This is a genomic window from Haloarcula marina (assembly GCF_024218775.1).
Lineage (GTDB): Archaea > Halobacteriota > Halobacteria > Halobacteriales > Haloarculaceae > Haloarcula > Haloarcula marina.
This window is the reverse complement of the sequence record NZ_CP100404.1, coordinates 2,109,595-2,135,925: the sequence shown is the minus strand read 5'-3', so window position 1 is coordinate 2,135,925 and position 26,331 is coordinate 2,109,595. Positions and strand designations below refer to the sequence as shown.

The 26,331-nt window shown below is 66.6% G+C and carries 30 protein-coding genes and 1 tRNA gene; 11 read left to right on the top strand and 20 right to left on the bottom strand.

What is annotated here, in order from left to right:
* Nucleotides 1-29: 29 nt before the first annotated feature.
* The 5 genes from NJQ44_RS11080 to NJQ44_RS11060 form a co-directional block, all read right to left on the bottom strand.
* Nucleotides 30-2,288, bottom strand: coding sequence for a DHH family phosphoesterase (locus tag NJQ44_RS11080; RefSeq protein ID WP_254271415.1), 2,259 nt, complete (start codon nt 2,286-2,288; stop codon nt 30-32).
* A gap of 65 nt (nt 2,289-2,353) precedes the next feature.
* Nucleotides 2,354-2,617: a hypothetical protein gene (locus tag NJQ44_RS11075; RefSeq protein WP_254271414.1), complete on the bottom strand. Its 264-nt coding sequence runs from the start codon at nt 2,615-2,617 to the stop codon at nt 2,354-2,356.
* Nucleotides 2,618-2,641: 24 nt separating this feature from the next.
* Entirely contained in the window at nt 2,642-3,274 is a 633-nt protein-coding gene (locus NJQ44_RS11070) for a YIP1 family protein (protein ID WP_254271413.1), read from the bottom strand.
* Between the two features lie 39 nt (nt 3,275-3,313).
* Nucleotides 3,314-3,898 (bottom strand): thymidine kinase, encoded by a 585-nt coding sequence (locus NJQ44_RS11065; protein WP_254271412.1) that lies wholly within the window; start codon nt 3,896-3,898, stop codon nt 3,314-3,316.
* A gap of 52 nt (nt 3,899-3,950) precedes the next feature.
* Nucleotides 3,951-4,529, bottom strand: coding sequence for an NADPH-dependent FMN reductase (locus NJQ44_RS11060; protein ID WP_254271411.1), 579 nt, complete (start codon nt 4,527-4,529; stop codon nt 3,951-3,953).
* A gap of 105 nt (nt 4,530-4,634) precedes the next feature.
* Here NJQ44_RS11060 and NJQ44_RS11055 point away from each other — a divergent pair, with 105 nt between their 5' ends.
* The gene (locus NJQ44_RS11055) at nt 4,635-4,817 is read left to right on the top strand and encodes a hypothetical protein (protein WP_254271410.1); all 183 of its coding nucleotides are present in this window, start codon (nt 4,635-4,637) and stop codon (nt 4,815-4,817) included.
* Here NJQ44_RS11055 and NJQ44_RS11050 read toward each other — a convergent pair.
* Nucleotides 4,807-5,748, bottom strand: coding sequence for an HhH-GPD family protein (locus NJQ44_RS11050; RefSeq protein ID WP_254271409.1), 942 nt, complete (start codon nt 5,746-5,748; stop codon nt 4,807-4,809). The two genes, NJQ44_RS11055 and NJQ44_RS11050, sit on opposite strands and share 11 nt — an antisense overlap.
* A gap of 45 nt (nt 5,749-5,793) precedes the next feature.
* Nucleotides 5,794-7,605 (bottom strand): ATP-binding protein, encoded by a 1,812-nt coding sequence (locus NJQ44_RS11045; protein ID WP_254271408.1) that lies wholly within the window; start codon nt 7,603-7,605, stop codon nt 5,794-5,796.
* Nucleotides 7,606-7,768: 163 nt separating this feature from the next.
* Between NJQ44_RS11045 and NJQ44_RS11040 the strand changes: the two genes are divergently transcribed.
* Nucleotides 7,769-8,098, top strand: a complete 330-nt coding sequence (locus tag NJQ44_RS11040) for a ribbon-helix-helix protein (RefSeq protein ID WP_254271407.1) — start codon at nt 7,769-7,771, stop codon at nt 8,096-8,098.
* Between the two features lie 3 nt (nt 8,099-8,101).
* Here the strand turns inward: NJQ44_RS11040 and NJQ44_RS11035 are convergent, their stop codons facing one another.
* Nucleotides 8,102-9,367 (bottom strand): MgtC/SapB family protein, encoded by a 1,266-nt coding sequence (locus NJQ44_RS11035; protein WP_254271406.1) that lies wholly within the window; start codon nt 9,365-9,367, stop codon nt 8,102-8,104.
* A gap of 83 nt (nt 9,368-9,450) precedes the next feature.
* Between NJQ44_RS11035 and NJQ44_RS11030 the strand changes: the two genes are divergently transcribed.
* On the top strand, nt 9,451-10,728 hold the full coding sequence (locus tag NJQ44_RS11030) for an AI-2E family transporter (protein ID WP_254271405.1): 1,278 nt from the start codon (nt 9,451-9,453) through the stop codon (nt 10,726-10,728).
* A gap of 6 nt (nt 10,729-10,734) precedes the next feature.
* Here the strand turns inward: NJQ44_RS11030 and NJQ44_RS11025 are convergent, their stop codons facing one another.
* Nucleotides 10,735-11,010: a PadR family transcriptional regulator gene (locus NJQ44_RS11025; protein WP_254271404.1), complete on the bottom strand. Its 276-nt coding sequence runs from the start codon at nt 11,008-11,010 to the stop codon at nt 10,735-10,737.
* Between the two features lie 210 nt (nt 11,011-11,220).
* Here NJQ44_RS11025 and NJQ44_RS11020 point away from each other — a divergent pair, with 210 nt between their 5' ends.
* The gene (locus NJQ44_RS11020) at nt 11,221-11,508 is read left to right on the top strand and encodes an amphi-Trp domain-containing protein (protein ID WP_254271403.1); all 288 of its coding nucleotides are present in this window, start codon (nt 11,221-11,223) and stop codon (nt 11,506-11,508) included.
* Nucleotides 11,509-11,727: 219 nt separating this feature from the next.
* Here NJQ44_RS11020 and NJQ44_RS11015 read toward each other — a convergent pair whose 3' ends face one another.
* Nucleotides 11,728-11,874, bottom strand: a complete 147-nt coding sequence (locus tag NJQ44_RS11015; protein ID WP_254271402.1) for a DUF8555 family protein — start codon at nt 11,872-11,874, stop codon at nt 11,728-11,730.
* A gap of 58 nt (nt 11,875-11,932) precedes the next feature.
* On the opposite strand from NJQ44_RS11015, the gene NJQ44_RS11010 reads away from it, so the two are divergent.
* Nucleotides 11,933-12,652, top strand: coding sequence for a DUF7117 family protein (locus NJQ44_RS11010; protein WP_254271401.1), 720 nt, complete (start codon nt 11,933-11,935; stop codon nt 12,650-12,652).
* Nucleotides 12,653-12,657: 5 nt separating this feature from the next.
* On the opposite strand, the gene NJQ44_RS11005 is transcribed toward NJQ44_RS11010, so the two are convergent.
* The 4 genes from NJQ44_RS11005 to glyA all read right to left on the bottom strand — a co-directional run bounded on the left by NJQ44_RS11005 (nt 12,658) and on the right by glyA (nt 15,696).
* Entirely contained in the window at nt 12,658-13,140 is a 483-nt protein-coding gene (locus NJQ44_RS11005; RefSeq protein WP_254271400.1) for an NUDIX domain-containing protein, read from the bottom strand.
* A complete protein-coding gene (locus NJQ44_RS11000) occupies nt 13,141-14,034 on the bottom strand; it encodes a bifunctional methylenetetrahydrofolate dehydrogenase/methenyltetrahydrofolate cyclohydrolase (protein WP_254271399.1) in 894 nt (297 codons plus the stop codon). It abuts the gene before it with no gap.
* Between the two features lie 100 nt (nt 14,035-14,134).
* Nucleotides 14,135-14,383: a hypothetical protein gene (locus NJQ44_RS10995; RefSeq protein ID WP_254271398.1), complete on the bottom strand. Its 249-nt coding sequence runs from the start codon at nt 14,381-14,383 to the stop codon at nt 14,135-14,137.
* A 65-nt stretch (nt 14,384-14,448) separates the two neighbouring features.
* A complete protein-coding gene (glyA, locus tag NJQ44_RS10990; RefSeq protein WP_254271397.1) occupies nt 14,449-15,696 on the bottom strand; it encodes a serine hydroxymethyltransferase in 1,248 nt (415 codons plus the stop codon).
* Between the two features lie 163 nt (nt 15,697-15,859).
* Here glyA and NJQ44_RS10985 point away from each other — a divergent pair, with 163 nt between their 5' ends.
* From NJQ44_RS10985 to NJQ44_RS10975, 3 genes are all read left to right on the top strand, one after another.
* A complete protein-coding gene (locus tag NJQ44_RS10985) occupies nt 15,860-17,932 on the top strand; it encodes a hypothetical protein (RefSeq protein ID WP_254271396.1) in 2,073 nt (690 codons plus the stop codon).
* Between the two features lie 222 nt (nt 17,933-18,154).
* Nucleotides 18,155-18,973: a transcriptional regulator TbsP gene (gene tbsP, locus NJQ44_RS10980; RefSeq protein WP_254271395.1), complete on the top strand. Its 819-nt coding sequence runs from the start codon at nt 18,155-18,157 to the stop codon at nt 18,971-18,973.
* Nucleotides 18,974-19,004: 31 nt separating this feature from the next.
* Entirely contained in the window at nt 19,005-20,717 is a 1,713-nt protein-coding gene (locus NJQ44_RS10975; RefSeq protein ID WP_254271394.1) for a YcaO-like family protein, read from the top strand.
* Nucleotides 20,718-20,721: 4 nt separating this feature from the next.
* On the opposite strand, the gene NJQ44_RS10970 is transcribed toward NJQ44_RS10975, so the two are convergent.
* The 4 genes from NJQ44_RS10970 to NJQ44_RS10955 all read right to left on the bottom strand — a co-directional run bounded on the left by NJQ44_RS10970 (nt 20,722) and on the right by NJQ44_RS10955 (nt 23,393).
* On the bottom strand, nt 20,722-21,870 hold the full coding sequence (locus NJQ44_RS10970) for a DUF63 family protein (RefSeq protein ID WP_254271393.1): 1,149 nt from the start codon (nt 21,868-21,870) through the stop codon (nt 20,722-20,724).
* Between the two features lie 77 nt (nt 21,871-21,947).
* On the bottom strand, nt 21,948-22,787 hold the full coding sequence (locus tag NJQ44_RS10965; RefSeq protein ID WP_254271392.1) for an inositol monophosphatase family protein: 840 nt from the start codon (nt 22,785-22,787) through the stop codon (nt 21,948-21,950).
* Between the two features lie 54 nt (nt 22,788-22,841).
* Entirely contained in the window at nt 22,842-23,042 is a 201-nt protein-coding gene (locus tag NJQ44_RS10960; RefSeq protein WP_254271391.1) for a hypothetical protein, read from the bottom strand.
* 267 nt (nt 23,043-23,309) lie between these two features.
* Nucleotides 23,310-23,393, bottom strand: a tRNA-Leu gene (locus NJQ44_RS10955).
* Between the two features lie 97 nt (nt 23,394-23,490).
* On the opposite strand from NJQ44_RS10955, the gene NJQ44_RS10950 reads away from it, so the two are divergent.
* The 3 genes from NJQ44_RS10950 (at nt 23,491) to NJQ44_RS10940 (ending at nt 25,122) form a co-directional block, all read left to right on the top strand.
* Complete coding sequence (locus NJQ44_RS10950) at nt 23,491-23,709, top strand: hypothetical protein (RefSeq protein ID WP_254271390.1); 219 nt, start codon at nt 23,491-23,493, stop codon at nt 23,707-23,709.
* A 50-nt stretch (nt 23,710-23,759) separates the two neighbouring features.
* A complete protein-coding gene (locus NJQ44_RS10945) occupies nt 23,760-24,245 on the top strand; it encodes a DUF309 domain-containing protein (protein ID WP_254271389.1) in 486 nt (161 codons plus the stop codon).
* Nucleotides 24,246-24,333: 88 nt separating this feature from the next.
* Complete coding sequence (locus NJQ44_RS10940; RefSeq protein ID WP_254271388.1) at nt 24,334-25,122, top strand: M14 family metallopeptidase; 789 nt, start codon at nt 24,334-24,336, stop codon at nt 25,120-25,122.
* A 31-nt stretch (nt 25,123-25,153) separates the two neighbouring features.
* Here the strand turns inward: NJQ44_RS10940 and NJQ44_RS10935 are convergent, their stop codons facing one another.
* Both NJQ44_RS10935 and NJQ44_RS10930 read right to left on the bottom strand, forming a co-directional pair.
* The gene (locus NJQ44_RS10935) at nt 25,154-25,606 is read right to left on the bottom strand and encodes a UPF0179 family protein (RefSeq protein ID WP_254271387.1); all 453 of its coding nucleotides are present in this window, start codon (nt 25,604-25,606) and stop codon (nt 25,154-25,156) included.
* 32 nt (nt 25,607-25,638) lie between these two features.
* Nucleotides 25,639-26,016: a DUF5820 family protein gene (locus NJQ44_RS10930; protein ID WP_254271386.1), complete on the bottom strand. Its 378-nt coding sequence runs from the start codon at nt 26,014-26,016 to the stop codon at nt 25,639-25,641.
* Nucleotides 26,017-26,331: the final 315 nt, after the last annotated feature.

Sequence of the window (26,331 nt, the reverse complement as noted above, 5' to 3'; positions counted from 1 at the left end):
GCGGTGTCAAAAAGTTCTGGCTTCGTTCCTCAGACTTCGGTCGCGAGGACCCGAAGCGTCGCTTCGAGTACCGCGGAGCGCTCACCGGCGAGGTAGCGAACGGAGCCTTCGCGGACGCTCCGGGTCGCGACGCCGCCCTCGGGAACTTCCTCGGCGACGGTGTCGACCAGTTCGTGCAGGTCCGCGTCGGCGTCGGTGCGGACGTACAGCGTGTCGGTGGCGACGCCGACGAGAGCATCGACGTCTTCGCGGATCTCTCGGTGGAGTTCGTCCAGCAGGAGCGTCTCCGGCGGGAACTCGTACTGGTGGGAGAACGCGTCCGTGTCGAGAACGGCGATGTCGTGGCCCTCGACGGTCTGGTAGTCGAGGTTCGCGCGGGCCGTGCCGACTTCGGTGTCGACCTTCTCGCGGAACTGCTCGGCGATGTGGCCAGCGAGGCCGCCCACGTCGTCTTCGTCGTCGCCGAAGACGAGGTCCGTGATGAGTTCTCGCTTGTCCTCGTAGGACTGGTAGTGCGCTTCCAGCGCGACGGCTTCGCGCAGTTGGGACACGGCGGCGGCGTCGTAGCCAGCCTCGTCGGCCGCGTCGAGGTACGCCTCGGGGGCGCCCTCCCAGAAGCTCACCGCGGGCAGGTGACGCAGGTCGTCGCGCACGTCGTCGTTGACGTGGGCGGCGACGTTGGCCGCGAGTGTGGTGGCGCTGGTCTCGGGCGCGTCGGCGAGACTCGGCGAGACGACGGCGTCGACGGCGTCGGTCACCGCGCCGTCGACTTCGATGTCGTCGACCACGACGGTCGGCGCGCCGTAGACGTTCAACAGTTCGAAGCCGTCGAGGCTCTCGCGCGTGCCACCGGCGGCGACGAAGACGAACAGCGGGAGCGCCTCGTCGTGGCGCGCGCGGTTGTCGAGCATCGTCGTCGTGTCCTTCGTGGCGTCGTCCATGTCGTAGACGCCGCCTTCGAGGGGTCGGCGGTCGAAGTAGTGGTACTGCGCGTCCGACCGGCGGTGTTGGTCGGCGACCAGCGGGAGGGTCGCGCGTTCGAGCGCGCTCCCGGCGAGGTAGCCGTCGGCCGTGTTGGCGTGGCGGACGATGACCGGCCGGTCCGTGAGGACGGCCTTCCGGATGTGGGTCGCCGCTTCCACGAGGTCGTCGGCCAGCGCCTCGACCGTCGAGTCCTCGGCGAGGGGGTCGACGGCGTCGGGTCGGGCCTCGTCGTCCAGCGCGTCAGCGAGGCGCTGTTCGACCGCGTCGCGCTCCTCGTCCGCGAGGACGGTGAGGTCCTCCGTCTCGACCTGAATCTCGCCGCGGCGGCGGCGCACTTCGCCGTCGAGTCGGACGAAGTCGGTTTCTTCCACGTCGGGGTAGGCGCGAACGCCCGCTTCGACGAACGCCGCGCAGTCGACCGTGCCGGTCTCGTCGTGGAGTTCGAACACCGTCGGCCCGGAGGTCTGTCGGACGCCGACGACCTCCCCTTCGAGTCGCACGTCGTCGCCGACGTGGTCTTCCAGGGACCCGACGGTCACCGTCGGCAGGTCGGCGTCGTCGCTCGCTGCGTCCTGCGCTTCGGCCTCGGCGGCCTGCTCTTCGACGACGGCGGCGCTCCCACCGGCCGACGCTTCCTCGATGGTCTCGGTCGCCGTCTCCGCGGCCTCGTCGTCGGTTGCACCGACTGATCCGCCAGCGTCGTCGACGCGGTCGGCGTCGCCGGTCTGACTGACCGCTCCGGCGGCCGTCGCCGCACCCTCGCCGTTGGTCGTCTCGTCGATGTCGACCGACGCGCTGTCGTCGTCAGCGGATTCCTCGGTCGCATCTGCCGATTCCTCGGTCGCATCTGCCGATTCCTCGGTCGCGTCTGCCGACTCCCCGTCGGCGTCAGCGTTTCCCGAGTCGGCCTCGCTCTCCTCTTCGAGGAGCGTCGAATGACCGATTTCGGGGTCGTCGACCAGGACGCCGCGGAACTCGCGTTCGGCCTGTCGAATCGACCATCCGAGGTCGACGTTGCCGTTGTCGCGGACGTTCTTCACCTGCACGAACACCTCGTCGCCGGAGTCCCAGTCGAGGGAGTCGAGGCGGCGGTCCAGTTCGCTCCGGTGGAGCAGACCGGTGACGCTGTCACCGATGTCGACGAAGACGCCGAACTCGGCGAACCCGTCGACGCTGCCGCGGTAGTATCGGCCGACCGACAGTTGGTCGGGACTGGTACCTCTGAACTCGAATACGGCATCCTCCTCGTGGAGGTCACAGATGCGTCCTTCAACAGACGTGCCGCAAATGATACACGAACCCATTGAACGGAGGAAGCGGTTCGGGCCTAAAACTGTTGTCGAATTCCGCGCGTCGGTGCGATGCCGGGTCAGTCCAGTACGTCGCTCTCGGATTCGAGAAGTTCGAGGCCTGAAGCGACCGCTCGCGCCTGTTCTGGGAATAGCGAGACCTCGACGGTGCTCCCCTGTTCGTCTTCGAAGGCAATTTTCACGCGCTTGTCACCGTATTCGCGAACGTCGACGCCCTCCACGTCGTATAGCTTCACCGTCGCCTGCTTGTTCGACGGGCCGACGTTCTTGAATGCGCCGTCTTTCAGTTCCAGCATGAAGTCGTCGATGTCGAGTGTCAGCATACCGGGAATGAGACGGGCCGGGGTCTAAAACCCACTACTCGATAGCAGTCGGAGCACCGCATCGAACCCCCGGAAGCCGTAGCCGAAGACGATAGCCGCCGGGAGGGCGGCGACGGCGGCGGCGATACCGACGCGCACCTCGTGGATGACCGCCGTCCCGACGACGTACAGCGCCGCGGCCCACGCGGTGACGAGGACGCGAACCTCGGGGAACGGCAGGCCCGCGAAGACGCAGGGGGCCATCGCGTAACAGAGGACCTGCACCGTCTCGCTGACGCCGCCGCGGTTCGGCGCGGCGGGCATCAGGATGAGCGTCTGGAGTGCGGCAGTCAGATGGACCGTCGCGGGCGTGACGAAGACGATGATGGCGAGAATCGCGAGGACGGCGACCCCCGGCGAGAATCCCCCGATGGCCGGATACGGGAACGGACCGGTCGAGAGCATGCCGCGGCGCGCGAGGTCCACGACGAGGAAGCGACTCGCCTCCTCTATTAGGACGACGACAGCGGCGAAGACGAGGCCGGGTGCTTGGTCGCCCGGCGCGACACCCGTCTGGAAGAACCGCCGCGGGCGGACCAGAATCTCGGCCCACGCGCGTGCGAGTGCGGTCGGCCCCCTGTCGCGTCCGCCGGTCGGATTCTCGACCCACTGAGTCACGTCTCCGTCTCGGGCCTCCGCGAGTAAGACGATTGCGAGTCAGTTCCGCCGGAGCGTGTGACACTCCCGACAGCGGGCCTCGTAGGACTCGGACGCCCCGACCACGATAGTCGGGTCGTCGACGTGGGCGGGGTCGCCGTCGACGAGTCGCTGGTTGCGCGTCGCGGGTTCGCCACACCGGGCGCAGATAGCCTGTAACTTCTCGACGTACTCGGCGACGGCGACGAGTTCCGGGACGGGGTGGAACGGCTCTCCTCGAAAGGTCTGGTCCGTGCCGCTGACGACGACGCGGCGGCCCTCGGCGGCCAGCGTCTCGCAGGCGTCGACCAGCGACGACTCGAAGAAGTTCGCCTCGTCGATAGCGACGACGGTTTCGCCGTTCAGCGACGCTCGTATCGCCGGAAGCGGGTCCGCCGGGTCGACGACAGTCGCGTCCCATCCGCGCCCGTCGTGCGAACCGATTCGCTCCTCGCCGTACCGGTCGTCGACGGCGGGCGTGAACGCCGCGACCGACTGGCCCGCGATTTCCGCGCGGCGAAGCCGTCGGAGCAGTTCCTCGGACTTCCCCGAGAACATACACCCCGTGACGACCTCTATCCACCCGCTGTTCGTGATAGCGTGCATCCGGGTTGGTCAGGGGTGGGCGACAGAAAATCGGTTTCGGTTCCGGAACCGTTCAGTCGTCCGCACCGACGTTCTCGGTGCTCTCCAGACACGGGGGGTCCGGTTCGATGTTGGCGTACTGCACCGCCTCTTCGCCGAGTCGGTCGACCCGTTCTCGGATGTCGGCGTCGGCGATTTCCCCCTCGGCGATGCTGTTTCGCGCCCGCGGGACGGCCGCCTGGTGCGGGATGACCCAGCAGTTCAGCGACCGACAGACCGAGCGGAGGTGCTCCAGCGCCGTGATGGGGAACCCACCGCCGGCCACCGCGAGCAGTCCGACCGTCTTGTTCTCGAACTCGTCGAACCCGCAATAGTCGAGAGCGTTCTTCAGCGGCGCGGAGTACGAACCGTGATAGACGGGCGTCCCGAGGAGTATCGAGTCGGCGTCGGCCACCGCGGCAGTCAGTTCCGGCGCGTCACCGGCCTCGCGGGCGTCGGCGTCGAAGACGGGGAGGTCGAGGTCCCGCAGGTCGAGCAGTTCCGTCTCTGCACCGGTCGACGCTGCGGCATCGAGGGCGCGGGCGATTCCGATTCGAGTGTAGCTCTCGTCTCTGAGGCTCCCGACGATACCGACGACGGTGGGTCTGGACATGGGTAGGTGCAGACGGGCGACCACCAAAGGGCTAGCGGCCTGTTCCGCTGCGGGAGTTCGGACTCCGGACGATACATCGACCCGAAGGTGAGTCGGGGATGGCGTATGCACCGACGAACTCTCCTCGGGACGCTGGCCGCCGAACTAGGGACGCTGCTGGCCAGGGTTAGCGGGCCGACTATCTCGGGCGGCGTCGCCGAGAACCCGACGCCGCTGTCGCTCGTCCGACATGAAGGGGCAGATGAATCGGGTTCCTATCCCGGTTTCGGCCGGCCAGTTATCGCTTGAGACTGGCCGTGGTCCCGTCGTCGCCCTCGTTCACGGCGACGATACCGTCGTCGGCCAAATCGTCGAGCAACCCCCGAAGCCACTCGCGGCCGTACTCCCCGCCGGGCGCGTAGTCGACGCGCACCCGCGGGCCCAGTTCGTCGAGCGCGAGTTCGTCGTACTCCGTGAGGACGCTGACGACGCGGCCGCGCATCTGTCGCCGCGACCCCTCGAAGGTCGGTTGCGTCGGCACGTCCGGCGCGGTGAAATCACCCGTCTGGTAGGCGGCACACCACTCGCGCCACGGGCACTGCGCGCCGTCGCAGTCCGGCGTCTTCTCGCAGGCGACGCCGCCGAGTTCCATGACGGCGTTGTTCCAGATTCGTGACTCGCCCTCTGGCATGAGTCGCTGGGCGACTTCCTCGAAGGTCGCGTCGTCGTCCGGCACGTCGAAGGCGCGGTACAGCACGCGCTTGACGTTCGTGTCGACGACGGCGTTCCCGTTGTCGAACGCGAAGGAGGCTACGGCGTTGGCGGTGTAGGGACCGACGCCCATCAACTCCGAGAGGCCGTCGGGGTTCCGGGGCCACTCGCCGTCGCGCTCTTCGACGACCTGTCGGGCGGCCTCGTGGAGGTACTTCGCGCGGTTGTTGTAGCCCAGCGAGTGGGCCGTCCAGAAGCCGACCACGTCGCTCCGGTCGGCCGCCGCGAGGTCCGCGACGGTCGGCCACCGGTCCAGAAAGTCGGTCCACGCGCTGACGACGCGGTCCAACTGAGTCTGCTGGCTCATCACCTCGGAGACGAGAATCTCGTAGGGGTCGGTCGTCTCGCGCCACGGGTACGACCGGTGGTCCGCCGTGTACCACGTCACGAGGGCGTCCTGCACCGCTCCGGCGTCGGCCGGGAGGTACTCCGCTGCGGAGGCGTCGTCCGTCGCCGACTGGTCGCTCATCGGCGTTCGGTTAGGGGCGTCCCGATTTGTGTGTGGTGGTTCCGGTCAGTCGTCCGTCTCGCCCCGCTCGATGGCCGTCTCCTCCGACGCCGCGGTGCCGCGGTCGAACACGTCCGCGAAGACGAACATCGCGCCGTCCTCGTAGGTGGTGTCGACGTACAGCCGCCAGCCGTGGGCCTCGGCGATGGTCCGGACGATAGAGAGCCCCAGCCCCGTGCCGCCGTCGCTCGTGGTGTGACCGTACTCGAAGATATCGTCGACTTCCTCGAATGGGATGCCGGGTCCATCGTCGGCGACGTAAAAGCCGTCCCTGAGCGTCCCCAGTTCGACGGTCACGTCGTCGCCGACGTGGTCGACGGCGTTTCGAAACAGGTTCTCGAACGCCCTGAGCAGGCGGTCCCGGTCGGCCTCGATGGGACGGCTCCCGGTAATCTCGATGGTTGCGTCCCCGCTGTCGACGTTGGCCCACGCCTCTTGGGCCGCGTCCTCCAGCGACACCTGCTCCGTCTCGTCGACGCTCTCGCCCTCCCGGGTCAGCGTGAGCACGTCGTCGATAATCGACTCGATGCGGTCGTGCGAGCCTTCGAGTTTCTCGACGTGGGTCCAATGGTCGGCGGTGTCGAGGCCCGCCGATTCCGCATCCGAGAGCCGCGTCGAGAGCAGTTCGACGTGCCCGCGGGCGACGGTTAGCGGGTTCCGCAGGTCGTGTGACAGCGTGGAGGCGAACTCGTCTAAGCGTTGGTTCTGCCGCTGGAGTTGCTGTTTCGACTGCTCGGCCACCTCCTCGGCCTCCCGTGCCTCGCGAATCTGCGCTCGAAGCTCGGTCTGCACGTCTGCGAGCGCGTCGTACAGCGCGCCGACTTCGCCTTCGCGGTCGGTCGAGAAGTCGACGTTGAGGTCCCCGTCACCCATCGCACGGACCCGTCGGCGGAGCCTATCGAGCGGTTCGGTCGTCTGTCGTCGGTAAACGACCGCGAGGACACCCAGCGACAGCAGCGAGAGGGCGGTGAGTAACCAGAGTGCGTGTCCGGCACGCGTGGCCGTCGGCGCGAGCGACGAGCGCTCGGCCGCGCTGACGAGGACCCACGACGTGCCCGGGACGGGCGCGTACGCGAGCAGTCGGCCCCCCGCCGCTGTCGTCGTCACGCGCCCGTCCCGGGCCTGCGTCAGTCCCGCGTCGGTCGCGTCGTCACCCACGCTGTTCCCGTCGGCGTCGGCCGCGAACACGACCTCTCGCTCCGCGTCGAACACCGCCGTTCCCGAGACGGGTCGGGTCTCGGGCAGTGGGATGCTCCCGACGACCAACACGACGCCGTCTCTGCCGGGGACCGGACTGCCGAACGTCATCCCCCGGCCGCCGTCGCGGTCGTGGGAACTCGCGGTGTGGAACACGGCGGTGTCGTTCGTCTCCGGTGCCATCGCTCGCTGGAGCACCGGTTCCCAGTCGGACTCGACGCCCGCGACGGTCCGCCCTGAGACCGAGTCGTCGGTGCTGGCCGTGACGACGTGGGGACGGTCCCTCGTATCGACGTAGTGGACGGCGACGACGGTGCCGGGCAGTCGTTCCGAGGTGGCCGAGAGATACCGTTTGATTCGTTCCTCGTCCCCGTTTTCGACCGGCGACGCGGCGGACAGCAGGCGCGCCTGTGCGGACAGTTGCGACTGCCAGTTCCCGACCGAATCGGCCTGTGTCGTCGCCGTCGAACGGAGGTCGGCCGAGGCCGCCGCTCCGGCGGCGTCCTGTACGTAAACGTAGCCGCCGATGCCGCACGCGAGGACGAGGAGGGCGGCCACACCGAGTCCGGTGACGACTCGCGAGACGCGTTCCTGACCGCCGTCGGCGCCAGTCTCAGTCATCCCGTTCCCAGAGCACCCCTGTCAGAACCGAGGACAGATACGTAACTGTCAATGGTATCGATATATAAATATTGAGATGTGGTGGCGCAAGTTACCACTCCACTCTCCCGAGGTCGGTACGGAGTCGCAAGGTGTTTCCCCCGCCGTCGCCGACGAGAACGACGTGACTCTCGAAGACCTTCAGGACGATGTCGAAGCCCGCTACGCCGAGCTGGACGAGGAGCTGTCGGTCGGCCTCGACCGGGAGACGCGAAACGAGTTAGCGATGCTGTCGGCGGCGATGGACCCGGAGGACGCCGACGAACTGGTCAGGCGCGCGGTCCACATGCTCTTTCAGTCGGCGGTCGAACGCGGCACGCTCGACTTCCACCTCCGAAGCGGCTACGACTGCACCTACGACGAGTACCTTTCGGGGATGACCTTCGACGAGATGACCGGGGCCTCCCAGTTCCCCCAGCAACAGGACAACGACGACCGTCGGTACCAGTTCTGACACTCACAGCAGTACGACAACCGTTACCGCGCTCACGCCGACGAGGACGACAGCGCTCCAGAGCGAGACCCGGTACGCGAACCCCCGATTCGGTCCGAGAGCAGTGAGGATTGCTTTGACCGTGATGCTGGCGGCGGTGGCGACGAGAATCGCGACCATCGCGGTCTGTTCGTCGATTGCGCCTCCGCGGTACAGTAACACCGCCGACGTGGTCGCGCCAGCGCTCGACACCAACCCGCTGAGCGCCGACGCTACGTAGAGTCCCGTGGTGCCGAGGCGGGCGCTGGCGACACCGCCGACGACAAGGACGAGGAGGAATATCCCGCCGAACCCGAGCGCGTTCCGTAGCGAGAAGGGACTCTCTAACTCCATCTCGACGGCTTCGGACCAGTCGGCCGCGAACGCCGCGACGACGATGCTCCCGACGACGACGACGAGCAACGGGATGGTCGCCGAGACGAGAACGCCCTGCTGAAGCGTGAACAGCACGGTAATGAGGAGGTTCCGGAAGGCCATCGCGGAGTCCGCGAGCAAGATCGCGGCCACGGCGTAAGAGGCCGCATCCGGGCGCTGCCTGACGTGGTCGAGCATCGTCCCGACGACGGCCGTCGAGGAGGCGAGGCCGCCGAAGAAACCGGTGACCGCGATGCCGCGGCCGCCGAACTGCTGGACGACGGCGTAGTTGACGATACCGATACCCGCCACGAACACGACCATCAACCAGACGACGCGGAGTTCGACAGCGATGTCCAGGACGTTGCCCGGGAGTCGGATCGGTTCCGGGGGTAACAGCGGGTAGACGACGAACGCGAGGATGGCGAACTCAGTCGTCGAGCGGAGTTCCGCCCGCGTCAATCCCCACGCGAAACTGTGGAGTTCGCGTTTGAGGACGAGCAACAGCGAGGAGACGACGGCGACGGTGACGCCTTCGATGGTCGCGCCGCTGGCGACGAGCGCTCCGACCCCGTAGGCGACGAGCATCGAGACAGACGTGGTCAGCGAGATGTTCTCCTCCTCCTCCAACAGCCCCTGCACCGCGATGAGGATGCCTTGGACGATGACGAGCGCGCCGCCGACGACCAGCAAGACGCCGTTCTCGACGATAGTGAACACCGCGCCCAGCAGGCTAATCAGCGCGAACGTCCGGATACCAGCGGTCTTGTGCGACCACTCCCGTTCGAGACCGAGGAGCATCCCGAGCGCCGCCGCCAACAGAATCCGCACGATTTCGGTGTCGACCGCCACCGGACTCAACTGTAGGAGACTCACGTGGGTCCGTTACGCGAGCGTCCGTGAAATATTCGTCTCTCCGACAGAACAGTTTTTTGCCACCCGCCGTGAAACGGAGACACATGGCAGAGACTGGTGGGGAGGTAGACTGGCCGCGCGCCTTCTGGATCGGGTTCGGCGTCGTCCTCTCCGCCGCGTTGCTCTTGGTCCTCTATACCTTCGTGGGCACGTTCGTCTTCGGCGTCTTCCTCTACTACGCGACGCGTCCGCTGTATCGGCGTGTGTACCGGCGCGTCCGCCAGCGGACGCTCGCGGCGTTCCTCTCGCTGTTCTTGCTCGCCCTGCCGGTCATCGTCCTGCTGTACTACACCATCGCCATCGCCCTCCAGGAGTTCGGCCGGTTCGCCGACACCACCGATGTCGGTCCCTACGCGGAGGTGTTGGACCCGTACCTCGACGCCTCCGCCGCGGTCCAGAACCCGGCGGCAATGCTCGGTGACACCGGGGCGACCGACGCCATCGTCGGGACGGTGACGCAGTTACTCGACTACCTCGGGTTCGTCGGGACGGGACTGGTCCACGTCTTCGTGATGTTCGCGCTGGCCTTCTACATGCTCCGTGACGGCCCCCGACTGGCCGAGTGGGCGAAGAACTTCCTCGACCACCGCGGCGTCTTGGACCACTACTTCCACGAGGTCGACCGCAGTTTCCACAAGGTGTTCTACGGAAACATCCTCAACGCCATCGTCACCGGCGCTATCGGCGCTATCGCGTTCAGTCTCGTCGACGCGGCGGCCCCGGCGGGGCTTTCTGTCCCCTACCCTGCGCTGACCGGTCTGCTCGCGGGCGCGGCGAGTCTCATCCCCATCATCGGCATGAAAATCGTCTACGTGCCAATGGCGATATACCTCGGGGCGCAGACCGCGGTCGTCGGCGGCGAGTGGTGGTTCGTCGGCCTGTTCGTCGGCGTCGCGTTCGTCATCGTCGATACGATTCCCGACCTCCTCGTGCGACCCTACGTCTCCAGCGGCGGCGGGTTCTCGTTCGGCCCGTTCGGTGTCGAGAACACAGAGGAGCAACCCCAAACGGGGCTGCACACCGGGACGCTGATGTTCGCGTACATCCTCGGGCCGTTCCTGTTCGGGTGGTACGGCATCTTCCTCGGGCCGATGATACTCGTGCTTATCGTCCACTTCGCCCGGTTCGTCCTCCCGGAACTCATCGAGGGCGAGCACATCAAACCGCACGCCGTCGACCCGACGAACATCGTCGGTGACGACGAACTACCGACCGGCATCGACGCCGAGACTGCGTTCGACGGGGACGAGACCGACGACCTGGACTCGGCACCGTCTGCCGCGCCGTCGTCGCCCGCGTCGAACGACGCGGACCTCGGTTGACGTGTCTCAGTAGTCGACGTACTGGTCCTCCCAGTCCCGCCGAGCGTCGAGTTCTCGCCGCCCGCGGCGAGTGAGCGTGTAGAAGTTCGTCCGACGGTCACGCTGTCCCTTCTCGATGAGGCCCTTATCGACGAGCGTATCCAGGTTCGGGTAGAGGCGGCCGTGATGTATCTCCTTCTCGTAGTACGCCTCTAACTCCTCCTTGATGGCCAGGCCGTGGGGTTCCTCCAGCCCGGCGATGACGTAGAGGAGGTCCCGCTGGAACCCTGTCAAATCGTGCATCGGTACGTTCTATAAGAATATACTTGTCGGACTCGGTTAAATGTTTCGGAGCGGATAGTTTTCGTTTGGCGGTGAAGAGTATTACGACATTCATCGGCTACAGAGCCATATTTAGACGAACACGGGATTTCGAGAATCAAGTCAGTATTGCGTCATTCCAGGATACGTGATGCCGAAGACATTAATTAGCGACGACACCAACTGTTGGACATGCCAGAAACAGTTCTGTTCGAGACCGAGCAAGACCTCAGCCGCGATGCCGTCGCGGAGTACCTCCACACGTTCGCCGATTCCATCGCGTCCGGCGGGGACGTGACGCTTCGCGCTGGCGACCAGTCCGTCACCCTCGACCCGCCCGCGCAAGTCGAGTTCGAAGTGAAAGCCGAACGGGAGGGGCCGGCGGACGGCGACGGCGAGTTGAGCATCGAGGTGGAACTGGAGTGGCCCGAGAACGCGACGGGCGGCGACGCGACTGGCGGCGCGCTCGAAATCGAATAATCGAGATACGGAAAGACTAACCGCTCACGGTTCGAGTCCAGCGAAGTAAGTGGAAAGCGGCCGCGAAATCCGCGGCCGCTTGCCGCCCTGAATTGGTCCCCGCTGACGCTTCGGCCCTCCAAGCGAAGCGTCATGTGGTGAGATGGGTGTCGAGGACTTAAAATTACCGGCACTCGCCTATTGCTGTCGATTTTCAAATTAGACTCAGACTACTACTTCTCACAGCTCCTCTTCTTCCAGTACCCAACCGAGAGCGCGCTTGTAGTGGGTGAACAGCAGTCGGATTCGCTCGTGACGCATCTCCTCGCTCGCTAACTGTGCTGACAGAAACTCGTACTGTTCGCGCACTTCGGCTTCGGAGCGCATGCTCGACGTACGGGTCGCTCGCGGAACAAACTTGAGGTCGGCGAGTGCATACGTATACATGAAAATCCGAGGGGAGCGCGAGTGTCAGTCCTGCGGGACGCGATGGTCCTACTACGACACGGGTAGCGTCGCCTGCCCGGAGTGCGACAGCGTCCACAGCGTCGGCGTCGACGACCGGACCGAACACACCGACGCCCCCGCGTCGTTCGACCTCACCGCCATCAGGAACCGCATCGACGACGACCCACTCGACGAACTCGCGCGCGCCGCTGGCGAGGCGGCACGGGAGTACGTCCGCAAGCGCGGGTTCATCGACGCGGGTCGCCTCCGACCGCTGGACGAGACGTACGTCGCCGCCGTCGAACTCCGCCACGCCGCCACCCACGTCGCCACCGAGATGCGCCCCGGCGACCGGACGGAACTGTACTTCTACGAGTTGCTCGGCGGCGCGGACGCGGGCGACCGACCCGACGTGGAGACGGTCCCGCCCGAGATGCGGTCGCCGTTCGGCCTCGCGATGGCCGCCGCCGTGGAGGCGTACCAGCGCGACGTGCGGACGTATCTCGACGGCAATCCGAACGAGCAGGGCCGACAGTTGGCCGGGCGCATCCGCGACCACCGCAAGCGCATCGAGGCGCTGGACGGCGACGTGGACCCGGCGGACGCGAACCGCCTCCTCCACGCCGCGCGCGACCTGGGCCGATTCGTCGGCGAGGACGACGAGAGCGCCGCCGTCACCGCCGATAACTGGCTCACGGGGCTGGAAAACGAGAGCTGAATGGACTACTGGAAGCGCGCGAGCAGTTCGGCGTCGAGACAGTTTTCGGGCACCGCGTCCCGCCACTCGACGCGCTCGATTTCCTCGTCGGTGAGACCGGGATCCGACGCGAGCGCCGTGGTCTCTGGCGTCGCGCGGTAGGTCCCGAACCGGAACGCCGTCTCTCGCTCCCCGTCGGTCAGCGTGACGTGGGTCACCGCGAGCAGTTCGTCGGGCGACACTTTCACGCCGGTCTCCTCGCGGACTTCCCGCACGAGCGCGTCGATTCGGGTCTCGTCGGCTTCGACGCCGCCGCCGGGGAGTTTCCACGTCTCGTCCTCGTAGACGAGCAGTAGCCGTCCGTCGGCGTCCTCCGCGAGCGCGCCGACGCCCCACTCCAGTCCGTTCTCGACCCGCCGCCGGAACGCCTCGAACGAGGCGGAATCCGTCGGCCGCGTCACTCGGCGGGTGAACACGCCGTCGGCCTCGAACGCCGAGAGCGAGCGCATTCAGGGCAGGTCGACGGCCACGTCGTGTTGCAGGCCAGCGGCCTTCACCGTGTTGTAGAGGAGCATCGCGCGGGTCATCGGACCGACGCCGCCGGGGACGGGCGTAATCGCGCCCGCGACTTCCTTCGCGCTCTCGTATTCCACGTCACCGACGAGTTCGTAGCCCTTCTCGGTGTCGGCCTCCACGCGGTTGATGCCCACGTCGATGACCGTCGCGCCTTCGCCGATCATGTCGCCGTCAATCATCTCTGGGACGCCCGCGGCGGCGACGAGGATGTCCGCCTCGCGGGTCTTCTCGGCGAGGTTCTGCGTGCGGGAGTGACACACCGTCGTCGTCGCGTTGCCGCCGGGGGCCTTCTGGATGAACAGGTTCGCCATCGGTTTGCCGACGATGTCCGACCGGCCGACGACGACGGCCTCCTTGCCCTCGGTGTCGACGCCAGCGGACGCGATGAGTTTCTGAATGCCGTGCGGCGTACAGGGCTTGTACCGAGCGTCACCGGCGACGAGGCGGCCGACGTTCTCGGGATGGAACCCGTCCACGTCCTTCTGGGGGTCGATGGCCCGCAGGACCTCGCGGTCGGAGACGTGGTCCGGCACCGGCATCTGGACGAGGATACCGTTGACGTTCTCGTCGGCGTTCAGGTCGTCGATGGTGTCGTACAGTTCGCTCGCGTCGGCCTCGGGGTCGATTTCAATGTCGATGGCTTCGATGCCGACCTCGGCGCAGTCGTCCTGTTTCATCGAGACGTACGTCTCGCTGGCCGGGTCGTCGCTCATCAGCACCGTCGCCAGCGAGGGCTGGACGCCCGCGTCGGCGAGTTGGTCGATGGCCGTCGCGAGGTCGTCCCGCACCGACTGGGCGACCGCGTTCCCGTCGATAATGTCTGTCATCACGTGGAGAGGGACACGGAGGGGCCAAAAGCGTCACTACACGAAGTCGTCATCGGCGTGCCGAACCGGCGAGCGGAACGGAGACCGACCGCGGCAGGGACTACCGTTCGAGGATGGCCCCGCCAGCACCGACGGCGATGTCGGTCGCGTCGCGGACGACGGCAGTCAGGTTCTGGCCGGTCGGTGTCGACTGCTGTGTCCACCCGTCCGCACCGCGACCGTACACCGTGCCGCCGCCACCGACCGCGGGGCCGCCGAGGACTCTGAGTAACACCGTCCGTCTGGTCTGACACTGGACGTCGAGACGGTTCTCGAAGAGCGCTGGCGACAACTTCTCACGGTGGGCCATCGCGGTACACCTGTCGCTGGATAGTCCAGAGACGAGAGTGAGAACGGGAGAGCGGGAAATAGCGGTTATTCGTACAGCGTGTACTCGTCGGTCAGTTCGTCCACGCGGTCGCTGACCTCGGCGACCACGTCCTCGTCGTGCGGGGCGTCGACGACGTCGTAGATGAGGTCGGCGACTTCGCGGCAGGCGTCCTCGTCGAACCCGCGCGTCGTGAGGCCGGGCGTGCCAGCGCGGATGCCCGAAGGATTGAACGAGGAGCGCGTCTCACCGGGGACGGTGTTCGCGTTGAGGACGATGCCCGCTTCTTCGAGGGCCTCCTCGACTTCCTTGCCGGTCGTGTCCGGGTGCGAGGGGCGGAGGTCCACGAGGACGAGGTGGTTGTCCGTGCCGCCAGAGACGAGTTCGAGGCCGTGCTCTTTCAGGCGCTCGCCGAGCGCCTTGGCGTTCGCGACGGTCTGTTCGGCGTACTCCTCGAACTCGGGTTCGAGGGCCTCGCCGAAGCCGACTGCCTTGCCGGCGATGTTGTGCATCAGGGGACCACCCTGCGCGCCGGGGAAGACGGCGCCGTCGATGTCGCTGGCGTACTCCTCGTCGCACATGATGATGCCGCCGCGACCCGCGCGAATCGTCTTGTGGGTCGACCCAGTGACGAAGTCGGCGACGCCGACGGGCGACTCGTGGGCACCCGCGGCGACGAGGCCGGTGATGTGGGCGATGTCGGCGAGGTGGTAGGCGTCGACGGCGTCGGCGGCCGCCTGAATCCGCTCGAAGTCGACTTCGCGGGGGTACGCGGAGTAGCCCGAGACGATGATGTCCGGTTCGAACTCCTCGGCGTGTTCGCGCAGGGCCTCGTAGTCGATGTAGCCCGTCTCCTCGTCGACTTCGTACTGCTCGACTTCGTACACCTGTCCGGCGAAGTTCGCGGGGTGGCCGTGCGAGAGGTGACCGCCGTGGGTCAGGTCCAGCGAGAGAATCTTGTCGCCGGGTTCCAGAATGCCCAGATAGACGCCCATGTTCGCCTGCGACCCCGAGTGGGGCTGGACGTTGACGTGCTCCGCGCCCCACAGTTCCTTGGCTCGCTCGATGGCGAGTTCCTCCACGTCGTCGGCGTACTCACAGCCGCCGTAGTAGCGCTCGCCGGGGTAGCCCTCGGCGTACTTGTTGGTGAGCTCGGAGCTCTGAGCCTCCATGACGGCCTCCGAGACGTGGTTCTCGCTGGCAATCATCGCCAGCGTGTCGTTCTGTCGCGCTCGCTCGCCTTCCAGCGCGTCGGCGACTGCCGGGTCCGTCTCGCGGACGGTGTCGTAGCTCATATCCGACCTTCGGAACGCCCCGGTCAATAATCTACCCTTTGCCCGAGCGCGTGCCAGTCCGTCACAGGTGTCGTGCTCACTCCCAGAATCTTTAATTTAAGAAGAAAAATGACACTCATCATAGCAGTGGTTATTTATTGGACTAGCCCACACTGGTTACCACATGGTCACCTGGGGGGTGCCAGACGCGGGAACCGGGGAGGGTGAAATCCCGGCCGTCGAGGGCGAACACACGAGATGGCCGACGAAGTTGCTCGAACAGTTAGACGAGCGTCGGGAGGCGGTCGACCGGCCGATTCCGCGTCCCACGGACGCGGCGTATGCGGGGGAAGCGACGCGACTGCGGCTACCCGAGGCGGACGTGACGGTGACTGCGATGGACTTCGAGGCCCGGTACCACCTCCGGTCGTCCTCGGAACTCCCGACCGGGACGTTCCTCCTCTCGGGAACCGTCGAGCGGCGTCCAGACGGTTCCCGAACGAGTCCGCTGACGACCGAGACGGTGGAGGTGTTCGTCCTGTTCGACGGCCCGGCATCGTTGCGACCAACCGACGACGGGACGGTTCTCTCGCTGTGGGATTCGAAACCGGTCACTGTCGGGTTCAGCGAGGGCGCTTCGGACCCGCCTCGCGTCGTCGTTCCGCCGACCGCCGAGGGCCTCGCCACTGGCCTGTCCTGTTTGAGTGCGGCCCATCACACCAGCGCCCCGATGCGGTCCCATCCCGACCAGCGCGACCACCCGCCGTTGCTGACCACGGGCGAGACGGAATCGGTCCCGCAGAGCGTCGCCGCCGACCACCTCGAAACCGACATCCACCTCCGTCTCCCGTCGTCTATCGACGCGCTGTTCGTCGCCGCGCCGTTGGCCTACTATCTCGGGGCAGACGTGCGCGTCGAAGACCGCGAGCGCGCGGTGCTGACCGCCGAAGGGACCGACCTGCACCGCGAGTTCGACCCGTTGCCGGGGTTGCAGGAAGACGTGGCGACGGTGCTCCGTCACGTGTTCTACTTCGACTGTCTGGTCCGTCGTCTCAGTCCCGAGCGGAACCCGGAACTGCTCGACGCGTGGTCGCTCGACCCGGCGGAACTCCGCTCGCTGTCGCCCGGAGTCCGACTGGCCCGATACCTCTCGGTTCCGTCCGCGGAGATACGCGAGTCGGTCCCCGAATGGCACCTCGCCACGTTCGCGCGCCCGTCGACCGACCGAATCCGCTGTCTCCCCTTCTTGCTGGACAAACTGAGCCTCGTCTACCTCCCGGACGCCTCGGAACTCGACCGGAGCGACCTGCTCGAACGGACCCTGACCGACGCGTACCCGACACGCGGGGCCAGCACTCCGTCGACGATGCTCGACCCTGGAACCGGCCGGGGCCACATCAACGCGTGGTTGGCCCCGGGAACGCCCATCGACGCGTTCAAGACGACGCCGACGGCCTACGAGAACCGCTATCGGTACCACGACACCGGCGAGGACCGCGTGCAGGTCGCGGTGGTGCTCAACGACGATTCGATGGCGGACGAACACGGGGCCGTCGCGGACATCTATCGAGACGCGGCGCTCCCGGTGGACGTGACGCTCTCTGAACACCTGACCCGGCGCGAACTCGGCGCCGTCTTCGAAGCGTCGAACGATTTCGTCCACTTCATCGGTCACTGCGAGGAGGACGGACTCCGGTGCCGGGACGGGCCGCTATCGACGGCGACGCTGTCGACGGTTCGAACGCGGACCTTCTTCCTCAACGCGTGCGGGTCGTTCGACCAAGGGATGGGTCTCGTCGAGAACGGGTCTGTCGCCGGGGCCGTCACGTTCACCGACGTTCTGGACGACCACGCGGCGACGGTCGGCCGCACGTTCGCTCGCCTCCTGAGCAACGGTTTCAGCATCCAGCGCGCGCTCCAGTTGGCCCGGCGTCGCATCATGATGGGCAAGGATTACACCGTCGTCGGCGACGGGACGGACGGACTCCTGCCGACGCCGTCGACGCCCGTCGTCGTCTGGGTGAGCGAGGCGGCGGACGAGTTCCACGTCGTCTGCGAAGTCGTGACGCCGCGGGCTGGCGAAAGCTACTCACTTCCCTTCGGTGACGCGTCGGCGCTCAACGGACGACAAGCGGAGTTCACGATGGACGAGGCGGAACTCGTTCGTTCGCTCGCGGCGACGACGGTTCCGGTGGTGTTCGAGGGCGAGTTCCACTGGTCGTCGGCGTTGGCCTCGCGTCTCCGCGGCCGTGCATGAATTGACAGGGAAGTATCACGACCGACAATTGGGGGGTCGTACGGGGGTCGATTCCAGTTATTTTAGGCGTCCTCCACCGGCCGATTTTCGACGCTGATATCGTGACGGGTAACCGTACATTTAATCACGTTCAGTGGTGTGTCTGACCGATACGTTCACGAATTCAACTATTTTTGGCCGATGAAATTAAATGTCTCAAAGCACAATACAGAAGTTAGGACAATGAGTGCAACCCTGCTGGAAGACGACGTCGGAACCATGCTGTCGGCGGTGTTCGACGGCACGGACGACGACGTGTACGTGGTCAATCCCGACCGAGCGTCGATTTCGGCGTTAGTGCGGACACTGGACGAACTGAGCGACCCGCCGACCGTTCGACTGCTGGCCGACGAACGGGCGCTCAAAGACGTGATGGACGACTTCCTCGTCGCGAGCACCGCCGCCGACCTCATCGAGGCGGACGTGCTCTCGATACGCCTCCTCGACGACGTGCCGAACCACTCCCTGGCTGTGACGGGCGAGTCGGTGTACGCGCTGGTGACCATCGGGGACGGCGTCGGCGGCCTGAGCACCGACGACGACGGGTTCGTTGGCGACGCCTACGACTACTACGAGGCGGGTTTCGAGGACGCCGAATCGTACTCGCTTCGCACGCCGCCCATCTCGCGGGTCCGCGAGACGCTTAAGGCGGACATCGGTGACGCGACGGCAGCGGACTTCGACAGCGTCCTCGAATCGCTGTCGACCGCCCGCGGCGACGGCGACGGCCTCGACGAGGTGACTATCAGCCTCCTCGTCGCCGCGCGCAACGGCGAACTGCTGTACGACATCAGCAAGTGGGGCGAGGACGTGGGCCTCGCGAGCAAGGCGACGTTCTCCCGGACGAAGACCAAACTCGAGGACATGGGCCTCATCGACACCGAGAAGGTCCCCATCGACGTGGGTCGCCCGCGCCTCCGTCTGATGCTCGGCGACGAGCGACTCGAAGAGGCCGACACGGACGAACTGGCGACCGTCGCACAGAGCCTGCTGGCCGCATAGGTTTTTCAGCCCCCTCCGTGTCATCCCGGGCATGACCACTGTCGAAGTCGCCGGGGACGGCCCGGCGGTCGAGTCGTTGGGTGCCGCGCTGACCGACGCCGGAGTCGAGGTTCTCGAACGGGCAGACCCGCTCGTCGATTCGACCGCCGACGTGAGCGTCGTCGTCGCACCGGTCACCTCGGACGCGTTTCAGACCGCCGACGAACGCGCCCGCGAACTGGGCCTCCCGTGGGTCGCCGTCGAACTCGGCGGTCTCGCTGGGGTCCCGGTCACGGACGCCGCGGTGAGCGGGTTCGGCCCGGAGACGGGGTGTTACGACTGCCTCCGAACGCGCGTCCGCGCCAACGTCGACCAGCGACAGGACCCCGCGGAAGCGCCGTCGGCCGCGACACAGCGGTTTGCCGGAGCGGTCGCTGGCCGTCGCCTCGAAGCGGCACTCGCTGGCGACGCCCCCATCGTCGGAACCACCGTCGAACTCCCCTACACCGAGCGGCAGTTCCTCCCAGTGCCGGGGTGTTCGTGCAGGGACGATTCTCGCTGGACGCTCCGTCACGCCGACACAGAGCACGAACTCGACGCGCTGAGTCGGGCCGAGGCGGGCCTCGACGACCGCCTCGGCGTCGTCCGGAACGTCGGGGAGGCCGAGTCGTTCCCCGCGCCGTACTACCTCGCGTCGCTCACGGACACGAGCGGGTTCAGCGACGTGACCGCGCCGCAACAGGCCGCGGGCGTCGCGGACGACTGGGACGCGGCGTTCATGAAAGCCCTCGGGGAGAGCTACGAGCGGTACGCCGCGGGCACGTACCGGGCATCGACCATGACGACGGGAACCGCTGACAGCGTCGAGAGCGCGCTCGACCCGGCTTCGTTCGTCGCGCCCGAGGACGCGACGTGGGACGCGGAGACCGACCTCGCGTGGGTGCCTGCGGAAAATCTCGCGACCGGCGAGACGCGTCAGGCCCCCGCCGAAACCGTCGTCTACCCGCCACCGACACGGTCGATTCGCCCGGCGGTGACGACCGGTCTCGGGTTGGGGAGCACCGAAAGGGATGCGCTCCTCTCGGGCCTCTACGAAGTTGTCGAACGAGACGCGGCGATGCTGTCGTGGTACTCGACGTACGACCCGCTGGAAGTGGTCGTCGAGGAGGCGGACGCCTTCGACGTGCTCCGCCGACGGGCGCGCTCGGAGAATCTGGACGTGACCGCGCTGTTGCTCACGCAAGACATCGACGTGCCCGTGGTGGCCGTCGCCGTCCAACGCGACGAGTGGCCCGCGTTCGCGCTCGGGTCCTCCGCTCGGTTGGACCCCGTCGACGCCGCCGTCGGGGCGCTCGAAGAAGCCGTGCAGAACTGGATGGAACTCCGCGGGATGGGGAAGGCGGAGGCGACGGACGCCGATGGCGCAATCGGGCGGTACGCGGGTGACCCGGCGGCCGCGCGCTCGCTGACCGAGTCGGAGACGGCAGTCCCCCTCTCGAGCGTCGGCCCGGAAACCCCACCGACCGGCGCGGACGAACTCGAGGAACTCGTCGACCGCGTGACCGATGCCGGGTTGCGTCCCTACGCGAGTCGGCTGACGACGCCCGACCTCGATGGAATGGGGTTCGAGGCGGTCCGGGCGCTGTGTCCGACGGCGCAACCGCTCTTCTTCGGCGAGAGTTACTTCGGCCAGCGAGCGGAAAGCGTCCCGGACGACCTCGGATTCGAGCCGCGATTAGACCGGGCGCACCACCCGTTCCCCTGACTCGTTAGATAGCGAACGTCGCCCGCAACATGTCTCGGGTGCCCGGCCCGAGGCCGACGGCGGTGACCGCGACGAGCAACAACAGCGCGTAGCGCGGGCTCTCGTCCATGAACTCCTCGTTGAACAGCCAGACGACCAGCGAGGCGACGACGAGTTTCACGACGAGGAACGGCCACGACGTGCCGATGGCGGCCGTGAGTCCCGCCGGTTGCAGCGCCTCCGTCGTCGAGATGATGAACGCGTTGGCGGGGTGCTTCGGGTAATAGGTCAGCGGCACGCTCAGCGCGTCCAGCCAATCCGCGAGGATGACGTTCGCCACGCCGTCGATGGCGTGGCCCCAGATGACCAACAGCCCGATGTACCCGGTGCCGCTGTTGACCTCGGGCGCGTACGCTCCGAAGGCACGGTAGAGACCGTACGCGAGGACGGAGGCGATGCCCACTGTCGAAACGAGGACCGAGGGGTAGAGCGTGGAGTAGTCGGTGGTCAGCGCGACGCCCGTGAGGTAGGCGAGGGTGAGGAGGACTAACCCGCTGCCGACGGCGGCCGTCGCCCGGTAGTAGTTGTCGAGGTACCCCTCGCGGTCCAGTCGGAGGCAGGCCACCAGCGTCACCAGCGTCATCACGAACAGCGTCCCGTAGATGACCGGGCTGATGATGAGCGAACTCAGCGGGTAGTCGACGATGGGCGCGACGCCCGCGTCCAGTGCGCGGTCGGTGGCGTCCTCGACGGTGCGGAGCGCGCCACCGAGCAGCATGAACGGCACGAACGCGAAGTACAGTTTCGGGTCGTCGGCGATGTCCAGTCTGTCGAGGAGGAGGTAGACGCCGACGAGCATGTACACCAGAATCAGCATGTAGCCGATTTCCGAGACGACGGTGTAGCCCGGTTCAGCGACGACACGGCCGCTCTCGATGGCTGCCGTACAGCCCTCGTACAACGGTTCCGGACCAGCGTCGGTCATGACCGCGCAACTCGCCGCCATCGCGTCGGCGTACACCGGTCCCCAGAAGTAGTGCCACAGGAACCGGTCCCAGACGACTCGCGGGGCGGCGGCCACCGCGCCAGCACCGGCGACGAGGACGGCGACGAACGAGACCACCCACAGGCGGCCCGCGCCGTACTCGTTGACGACCCGGTCGAACGTACTCATGGCCGAAAGGGCGGCGTGAGTCGGTTTCAGGTTTCCGGTCGCGTGCGCCAGCGCCGGGCGACCGCAGAGGGCGGGAGTTAGGCGTCGAGCGCGTCGTCCGCGGCCGCGAGCAGTTCAGCGTGGGCCTCGCCGTTCGAGGCGACCAGCGTCTCGCTGTCGTGGCGCCAGCGCTCGCCGTCGGCGTCGGTGACGGTCCCGCCCGCCTGCCGGACCATATGGACGCCCGCCATGGTGTCCCACGGGTTCATCGGCGTCGTACAGATTGCGCCGTCGAGTCCTCCGTCGGCGACGAACGCCAGCGTCGCCTGAAAGCTCCCGATGCGGCGCATGTCCCCGAACCGCTCGACGACTGCCCCACAGAGGTCGGCGAACTCGCTTCGGTCGTCCCGGTCCCACCAGCCGACGGGCGCGACGGCGAACGTCTCGGGGTCGTCGCGGTCGCTGACTGCGAGCGTCGCGCCGTCGCGGGTCGCGCTCTCCGGCCCGGCCGCGAAGAGGTCGCCCGCCGCGGGCATGTACGTCGCCGAACCGACAGAGTCGCCGTCTCGAATCGCCGTCACGCTCGTCGCCCAGGTCCGCATCCCCCGGATGTAGTTCGCCGTGCCGTCTATCGGGTCGACGACCCACGCGTCGCCTGTCTCTGGCACCTCGTCGAGCACGGCCGGGTCCGTTTCGCCGGTTTCCGGCCCGCTGAGCGTGACAACCTCTTCTTCGAGGACGAACGCGTCGCTCCCGAACTCCTCGCGAATCGTCGCGACGACCTGCGCTTGCGCGTCACGGTCGACTTCCGTGACGAGGTCGTTCTTGTGGTCCTTCGTCTCGACGGCGAGGTCGCCGCGGAACTGTTGGCGGGCGACGACCCCTCCGGCACGTGCGGCACGCTCGGCGAGCGCCGCACGATGATGGTCATCAGACATGTCTGTGGGTGACAGGCCCGGCCCCTTACCAACTCGGTATCCAGCAAAAGAGCGCTACGACTTCTCGGTGGCGGCGTCGACTGCGTCGAGTATCGCGTCGGCGATGTCCCGCGCCTCTTCCGGCGTGTACAGCACTTGATTGCCGAGCGACTGCTCGATGCGGACGTATTCGTCGTCGGCTTCGATGGAAAAGAACGCCGTGTTCTCAAGCGGCGGAACTCGGATGCTGCGGCCATCAGATTGGTCGGTCGCCATGTGTGTCATTACCTCACGTCACCGTATAAAGCTACTCATATGTTAGAATTCGACTGACTCAGGCAAAACGAGTGAGGAATCAGTACATAGATTATTCCCCGACGATGACAAGTTAGTTCTACCGGGGCCGGGATGACTCTGACTACCACGCTCTGTGGTGACGACGCCTGTCGCTCGTCGGTCGACGCCACGGGAAATTGCGAGGGAAGACCGCTCCGAGCGAGTCTTCCAGCACTGTTGTGCGAGGGACCGCGGTGGGTCCAACAGTGCGAGGGAAGGGATTTGAACCCTTGGACCCCTACGGGAGCGGATCTTGAGTCCGCCGCCGTTTCCAGGCTTGGCTACCCTCGCACGCTTGCTCGCATCGAAGATGATGGCGGTACAGTATAAAGGTCGTACGGAACCGGACGGGCAAACGACTAACAGCGTGCGCCGAGAGACTGGAGGTATGGGGCCGTCTGCAGTAGTCCTGCAACTCGGTGGGGCGCTCCCGGTCGTCGGCGTCCTCGTGGCGCTGATGGCCCTCGCTATCGTGGTCTACGCGCTCCGGGAGGACTCGGCGTACCACAACGTCGGCACGAGTGACCAAGTGGTCTGTCCCCGCTGTCGGCACGCGACTGCGGGGACCGACGCCGTCTGCCCGGAGTGCGGGAAAGACCTCACCTGAGGACCCGACGGGACCGGTGGATTGACCCATCCCGCAGTCCAACGGTGGGTATGGACGACCACACGCGGGACCCGTCGGTCGGCCCGCCCGAGGGGGACCGCAGTCCGGCCGGGTGGCGTACCGACGGCCAGTGGGAGCACGCCACGCTCCGGCGGGCCGTCGTCCACGGCGTCCGCCTGTACAACGACGGCGACTTCCACGAATCGCACGACTGCTTCGAGGACGAGTGGTACAACTACGGCCGCGGGTCCACGGAGAGCAAGTTCCTCCACGGGATGGTGCAGGTGGCCGCTGGCGCGTACAAACACTTCGACTTCGAGGACGACGACGGGATGCGGTCGCTGTTTCGCACCTCGCTCCAGTACTTCCGCGGGGTCCCCAACGACTACTACGGCGTCGACTTACTGGACGTTCGCACGACGGTCACCAACGCGCTGAACGACCCGAGCGTGCTGGAGGGGTGGCAGATTCGACTCGACGGTGGCTATCCGGTCGCCGACGAGACGGACTACGCGTTCGCCGAGAACCTCGACTGAGTGGGCGCGGTCGAGCGGTGTGCTGTCGTGTGCCGTGCCAGCGTCGATTCCACACGACTCTAATGGCCGGGTATCGTACGATGGATAGATGCGAGTGGAGCAACTGGGCGAGGGTGAGCCGAAAATCGCCGTCGTGGGGAGTATCCACGGCGACGAACCGTGCGGCCGCGACGGCATCGAGGCGGTGCTCGCTGACCCGCCGTCGCTGTCGGAACCGGTGAAGTTCGTCGTCGCCCACGAGGACGCGTTGGCGGCGGGCAAGCGATACATCGAGGCGGACATGAACCGCGTCTTCCCCGGCGACGCCGAGAGCGACGTGCTCGAAGAGCGGTTAGCCGCCGAACTCGCGGCGGAACTCGACGGCTGTACCGTCCTCTCGCTGCACTCCACGCAGTCCTACGACGGCATGTTCGCGCTCGTCGACGAGATGACGCCGTTCGCCCGCGAGGTGCTCCCGCACCTCTCTGTCGACGCCGTCGTCCGGACGGCGGGGCACAACGAGGGCCGTCTGTTCACCGTCGCGCCGGGCGCCATCGAAGTCGAGTGCGGCTATCAGGGGTCCGCACAGGCCGCCGCGAACGCCGAACGGGTCATCCGCGAGTTCCTCGCGGCCATCGGCGTCAGCGACGGGGATGCGGTCGGCCGCGACAGACCGCTCCCGGTGTTCCAGTTGGGCGACCCGATTCCGAAGTCGGCGGCCGACAGCTACGAGGTGTACGCCCGGAACTTCGAGGAAGTCGCGGCCGGTGACCCCGTCGCCGCCGCCGACGGCAATCAGGTGGTCGCCGAGAAGTCGTTCCACCCGATTCTGCTTTCCGCGGAGGGCTACGAGGACGTGTTCGGCTACACCGCCGACCGGGTCGGGGTCCTCGACTGACACTCGTCGGAATCGCAGCGACGGGACCGGCTTACGTGTCGTCCGGGGCCTCGAACTCGACCAGCGTCAGGTCGCGGTCCAGCATGCAGTAGTCGTGGGGCGGGTCGCCCACTATTGTCTCGATGCGGTACTCCTCGCCGAATGCCGCGCCCGCGGGTTCGCAGTAGCGATGGCTGGGACACTCGGTGTGGGGGCACGGTCCGCCGAGGGAGGCCTTGCTCCCGGCGTAGGCTCCTTTCGAGGGGACGTTCGCGCGAATCGCCGCCGGACGGACTTCGACGGCGCGGGCGCCGGTGTCGTGCATCGCGCAGTCGAGCGTCTGTCCGTTCTCGCGGACGCTCGTCACCTCGTAGCGGCGACCGGGCGTGAGGTTGAGACACTGGTCGCGGTACGGACACCCGGTACAGCCGTCGGCCTCGCCGTGGTAGACGAACTCCTCGCCCACCGCCGCGAGGCGGGTGCCGACGAGTGTAACTGTGGTCATGTGTGGGGGTAGAGCGGCACGTAATTTAAGCGTCAGGCCCGTCCGGTCAGGGAGTCGAGTTCGTCCAGATAGTCGTCGCGGGGGACCTGATACAGCGAGCGGAAGTCGAACTCGCCGCTGGCGAAGCGGTTGGCGAGCGTCCTCGCGGCGTCGACGGCGGCATCGCGGTCGGGGAACGACTCGGCGTCGCGGGCGACTTCGGGTTCGAGGTAGAGCGTGACGTACCAGTCCTCGCCGGTCCGGTCGACGCCGGGTCGACGCGTCCGCTTCCCCCGCGTGAGGTATATCGTCGGGAGACACGGCGCCGGGAAGTTTTCGCTGTCGAAAACGTCCGGGCGGTAGGCGAGGATGAGTTTCTCCTCGGTCTCGTTCCACACCGTCCAGTCGTCGGCCAGGCCGTCGAGGTCCATGCCGGGCAGGTGTCGGTCCGAAGGCAATACTCTGTCGACTGGGGGTGTCGAGCGCCCGCCGCCGTCGCCTTTGAGAATCAGGGTATATAAATACTGAGTCGGGGCTATGGTCATTGTTCACATACCTCGGATGCGCCGTCTCCGTATTAGGGTCAAATACCGGGTTTACAAATCCGGTCCTATATGGGTACTGGGAAAAGGCTCTTAGTGATGAAGCGCTCATATGATAAATAGTATCGGAAGCAGTACCACACTGTCACCCGTTACCACAGAGGTGGAGACGGTCCCCGCGACCACCTCCCTCGAACGTATGGC